The sequence below is a fragment of the Marisediminitalea alba genome (assembly GCF_002993365.1).
Classification (GTDB): Bacteria; Pseudomonadota; Gammaproteobacteria; order Enterobacterales; family Alteromonadaceae; genus Alteromonas; species Alteromonas alba.
Genome location: NZ_PVNP01000040.1, coordinates 1 through 5016, shown reverse-complemented (window position 1 = coordinate 5016; position 5016 = coordinate 1). Strand labels below are relative to the sequence as shown.

Sequence of the window (5016 nt, the reverse complement as noted above, 5' to 3'; positions counted from 1 at the left end):
AAATTAGAGAAAGACAGTGTGTTGTGTAGTGATGGCTATAAGCCCTACATAGCTCTTTCTGAGAAAAATGATTTAATACACAAGCGCTTAGATGTGGCAGGAGGAATTAAGGTGATAGATAAAGTCTTTCACATTCAAAATGTTAACGCCTATCACAGCCGTCTGAAAGCGTGGATAAAACGGTTTCACGGAGTAGCCACAAAATACTTGGAACACTACCTAGGTTGGTTCAGGTTTATGGATACTCCAGAAAACCTTAACGAAAACAGGCTCTTTTCAATTCAACAACAGTTAATCCGAACATAGCCTTCTTATTAGCCTTATCTAGTTCTGACTTAGTTCTAAAAAGCTCTTCCTCAAGCGCTGCGGCCGTTTCCTGGGCTTTTTTCATTGCAGCTTTGTCACGACTTGAATTGATTGATTCTGTTTTAGTTGTTAGCTTCTGTGAACCTGAACGGGTGTCCTCGATTAGAATACCTTTCAATATCAAGTCTTGTTTTACGGCCTCATATTCCGCTTTAATCTTCGAGTTTTCAGTAATTCTCTTCCGATCAAACTCGCATTCACGAGCAATCATTTTTTTGTTTAAATCAAGAAGGTTTGGCAAGGCATAATCTTCCCAGTCGCCTTGCTTATTCCTTTCATCGACGAAGGCTATGAATCGTTCAAGATTTACTTTGGCTGCTGGGTTACTCACTATGCCTCCTTGTGTTTTTTCATCTTGGTTGGATAGATGAATTGAGGATCTACGCCGTGATCTTCGAGCATTTGGTAACAATCATTCAAACGTAACTGTAATTCCTCTAAATCTTTCTCAAGCTGCGCAGTTTTTGCTTTTTCATCAGCAAGTTTTTCCTTATAGCCTGATATAGGTGCGGGGCCTGTGGCTGGATTGGTTGGCTTAAACCCCCTCAGTATTTCTCTAACTTCTTTGTATCGCTTCATGTATTTTTTATTGCGATTCAAAGTCATCCTGGAGACGTTACAACGGTCAGCTATGTAGTCATGGCCGAACTCATGCTTAAACTCTGGGTTGTGAGCAAAAAATTCCAAGTTTGATAAGGCTAGTGTTAGCCATTCGGGAGATTTACTCATGTGTTTTCCTCTGGCGTGAAAACTTGCACGATTGGAATCTCATCATCTTTATGTGATTTAGCCCGTTCATAGGCTTTAAGTGCACTCTCACAACCGTTTATTGTATCAATGCAAAATTGGACATGTTGATCAAGCGGTTCTTGACTGTTAAGAGTATGGAGGAGTTCTTCATAATTTGGCAGCAAAGCGGCCAACTGAGTTTCATAGTGTATTTTAGTATTGATAATGGATTGTCTTGCTTCATCATCGTCAGCATCGATGCCAAAGTGCTGACAACCCTGACCATCTTCACCACGTAAACACATCATCCCTTTTTCACAGGGGCTGACATCCAAGTCCCGATTACAAGTACCCCAAGGGGTATAATGCACAACTGAAAGAGTGTGATTTAAAGCGTTTTCAATCTCTGCTTCAGACACATGATTCTCTCTCATACGCTTGATACGCCGACCTAGCACATCATTTGGGGGCGTTGAGGACATATATTTACTTCGGATTGCTTCAGCGCGTTCTTTAGGCGTTCTATGATCGTAGTGACGCGTTTGTCCAGCTTTGCGGCCCATAAACAGGTCAACCATGCTCTCATTTTTACCTGATCTGAGTAGTGCAGTGCTTACCCAATGTCTAAACTGATGTGAGGTGATATTTACAATTTTGTTGTCAGCATCTTTGATATTAAAACGCCTGAAAGCAGATTTACTGCGTGATGTATCTTCGGCTAACCAGTTTGATAGCTCATTTGTTAGCATGGGCCTTGGTACAAAGCCCTGGGATACAGTAGCGCCGTTGAACATGTCATCTTTCACAATGAACAAAAAGTCACTGAATGGCATATTTACCGAGTATGAAGTTGATGTAATTGTTTCACTGACCTCTCCATCTATTTCATTTTCGTGATAAATTCGCTGTTTGTACCCGCGATAATATCCCATTGCAATGGCTGCAACCTTTTCCTTAGACACAACGATTTGTACGACGGGGGTGTTACTCTCTGGTGAAGATTTTGCTCTAATGTCACTTACAATGGCGTCTGCATATATGCCTTTTTTCTCATCTCCGTTTTTATCCTTGGTAACTCTTAAGGAATTGTAAGTCAAACCTGATGGATGTAAGTTATCTGTTTTCCCAATCTCACTTCTAACAAAGTGCTCGTCAGGACAATAACCACTATCCGCCATAGCTTTTGCCAAAATGTCATGTCTTGCTGAAAAAGTTAATACATCTAAAAACGCTTGCTCAGAACGATTCTCAACATCTTTTGCAAATGCTCTGAATGGTTTGGTTATTTCTAGTATGCGTTCATGTGATTGAATTATGACATTTTGCCACCTTCTGGGAACTGGCCTCGCATTGGTTAACTCGCCTTTTTCGGTCAATACGCGTAGAAACCATTTTTCTGACTGCTCATCATAACCAATACAGTCTTTATGTAGTCTGCATACCTCGCCAATACGTAACCCTAAAGCAAGGAAAAATGGCATAGCCAGAAGACGAAGTTCATCATAATACGGCTTTGGCTCTGGAAACTTAGCTAGTTCACCACGTTCCAGTCGGCGCACATCTTCGTCAAATCGTTGTTTTATCGTACCAATGTAGGCATCAATGTTTTCATTAAATTTATCACGTCTAGCCTGCTCAGCTTCCTCTGATGTTGGATCTTTCCTAGCTACCGCAGGGTTAATCATTTTTACATTTGCCGAAAAGCTTCGACAGAGTTTATGTGGGATTAGGAACTTTTTGACGAAACTCACTATAGTTTTATAACGTTCGAAAGGGCCTCTTTTCTGAAAGTTTGCCTCTAACAAAGGAATTAACGCATCTAACTTGTCTTGATTAAGTTCCTGAAGTGAAGCAACTTCATACTGATAATATTCGCCTAGCCACGAAATCTGCGATACCAAACCTGATATGCTCTTAGGACTACCATTATGGCCTTTAATTTTGTGCAGGATATATAGTCTGTATACGTCCGCCCAAATGCCTCTGATAGCGACTTTATTCTCCGCCGGAGTTTTGCCCGTAACTTGATTGCCATCGCCATCAACTGGACGAGTGAAATATATTGTTCTTGAGCGGTACGTCCAAGCAATATCTTCCCACTTTCCGATAATCTTTCCAGAAGATACAAGAGCATTAAACTCTGGTTGTGCTGATGATTTTAGCTCTGATACACGTTCAAAAAGCTGAGAATATTGCTTTTCCTGTTTACGTATTTGCAGGTTGGTAATTGCGGTCACAGCTCGCCCTCATTTAAAATCCGTTGGGCTTCTATGATTTGTACGGCTCCTTCATAGGCTTCATCTAGTTGGTGTTGCACAGGTCCAGATGAATGATTACGTACGAAGTCTCGTTCAGCCTCTATCACTTCAAGTTGAGCGGTATGATTAGCACCTTTAAATGGGCGGAATCGACCACATCCATAGCAGCTAATTGAGGGATGCCATTCACAGCGAGTTGTTTTTAAACATTTCCCTAAATTTGCTAAATCTTTTCCTCGGACAAGAGTACCTTTTACTGTGTCATCATCTTCGTCGATAATGTAGCCTTGCCAACGCGCTATGGCGTTGTCCATTACTTTAGATGAGTTAAATGAGTCATCTATAAAATCGATAAGATCACGATTGTACCTAAAGTAGTGTTCTACAGATGCTGTAGTCGAATGATCCAACGCCATAGCAACTTCTTCAGGTGTTTTTCCTTCTAAAACCATTCTCGTCCCTAGCGTATAACGGAAGCGATATGCAGTGATTTTTAATGGCAGAGGCTCTCCACTTTCGTCTTTTAAATAAGCCGATTTGAGGTCAATTAAGGTAGATATGCTTTGGTTAAATATTCCTGATATCAAAGCAGAGCTGCGGTGCCATGCATAATCGAGCAATTTTTTATCACTTAGATAGTGCTTGTTAATTTTATTTCTTTTGAATAAAGGGCGCGGGCAGCGAATACCATCCAGGTTGCAAAGCGACCTGTCAGCTTCGCTGCTAATGAGTTCCTGGATGTCATCTGCCAAATCGTTAGGAAGCTCTCGAAGCATGAAATTATTGGGGTTTCGTCTTAATTGAGCTACACGACCTTTTACACGAGGGATGTTTATGAACCATGCCAATAGCTTATCATCGTAGAATATATCTTCCTCACGCAGCAGAGCCATCTGAATGGGGCGTAATCCAAATTTCATGGCGAGTCTGACCATTATTTTATATTGTAATGGCAACTTTCCTTCTTGCAGGACAATCGATATTTGCGCGATCTCTGAGCGCGTGAATGGACCGTTTTCATGGTCAAGAAGTGACACCCTTTGTTTTGAACCACTATTGGGAATAGCTACTTCATCTAGTCTAAAAATGAGTGTTTCATTGAATCCCCAATAGCCATTCTCTATTGCATAATTGGCAAATTGTCTTATTGATGTCCAGATGCGTTGGTGCGTATTCTGATGTTCTCGATCGCTGATTCTGGCTAGCCCGATCAACTCTATTCCGGTCATTCGATCACAGACTTTTTCTTCACCACCCGATCAGTCTTTTATGCTTGTTAACTTCTTTTAATTTTAAAGAGGAAACAAGTATGTCAAAACCTACTGACATAGAACGCGTTAAAGCGGTTCTCTATCTTAAGCTTGATGAAAACCTCAGTAACCGGGACATCGCCAGGAGACTGAATGTGGGGGCTGCCACTATATCTGATATTCTCGGTAAATTCAGAACCCTGGATTGTGGCTGGCCGTTACCTGAGCATGCCTCCGATCAATGGCTACATCAGTCACTTTATCCTGACAGGAAAGCGGGCCGTATTAAACCTGATTATGGCCTGATGGATATTGAACTGCGGCGTAAAGGTGTAACTAAACTGCTGCTCTGGGAGGAATATCAGGCTAATTACCCTGATGCTTGCTATAGCTACAGCCAGTTTTGCGACAAT

The 5016-nt window shown here is 41.4% G+C and carries 5 protein-coding genes and 1 pseudogene; 2 read left to right on the top strand and 4 right to left on the bottom strand.

Annotation, left to right across the window (positions count from 1 at the left end):
• On the top strand, positions 1 to 306 hold a 306-nt coding region (locus C6Y40_RS04915; RefSeq protein ID WP_146129467.1), incomplete at its 5' end, for an IS1595 family transposase.
• Here C6Y40_RS04915 and C6Y40_RS04910 read toward each other — a convergent pair.
• From C6Y40_RS04910 to C6Y40_RS04895, 4 genes are read right to left on the bottom strand one after another with little or no spacing between them, the layout of a single operon-like run.
• Positions 257 to 697 carry a hypothetical protein gene (locus C6Y40_RS04910; protein WP_105933617.1) on the bottom strand — a complete coding sequence of 147 codons (441 nt, stop codon included), beginning with the start codon at positions 695 to 697 and terminating at the stop codon, positions 257 to 259. The two genes, C6Y40_RS04915 and C6Y40_RS04910, sit on opposite strands and share 50 nt — an antisense overlap.
• Positions 697 to 1095, bottom strand: a complete 399-nt coding sequence (locus C6Y40_RS04905) for a hypothetical protein (RefSeq protein ID WP_105933616.1) — start codon at positions 1093 to 1095, stop codon at positions 697 to 699. Before C6Y40_RS04905 ends, C6Y40_RS04910 begins: the two co-directional genes overlap by 1 nt.
• Positions 1092 to 3332 carry a hypothetical protein gene (locus C6Y40_RS04900; RefSeq protein WP_105933615.1) on the bottom strand — a complete coding sequence of 747 codons (2241 nt, stop codon included), beginning with the start codon at positions 3330 to 3332 and terminating at the stop codon, positions 1092 to 1094. The genes C6Y40_RS04905 and C6Y40_RS04900 overlap by 4 nt, the downstream gene beginning before the upstream one ends.
• Entirely contained in the window at positions 3329 to 4582 is a 1254-nt protein-coding gene (locus tag C6Y40_RS04895) for a site-specific integrase (protein ID WP_105933614.1), read from the bottom strand. Before C6Y40_RS04895 ends, C6Y40_RS04900 begins: the two co-directional genes overlap by 4 nt.
• A gap of 80 nt (positions 4583 to 4662) precedes the next feature.
• Here C6Y40_RS04895 and C6Y40_RS04890 point away from each other — a divergent pair.
• A pseudogene (locus tag C6Y40_RS04890) lies at positions 4663 to 5016 on the top strand (IS21 family transposase); the annotation flags it as partial.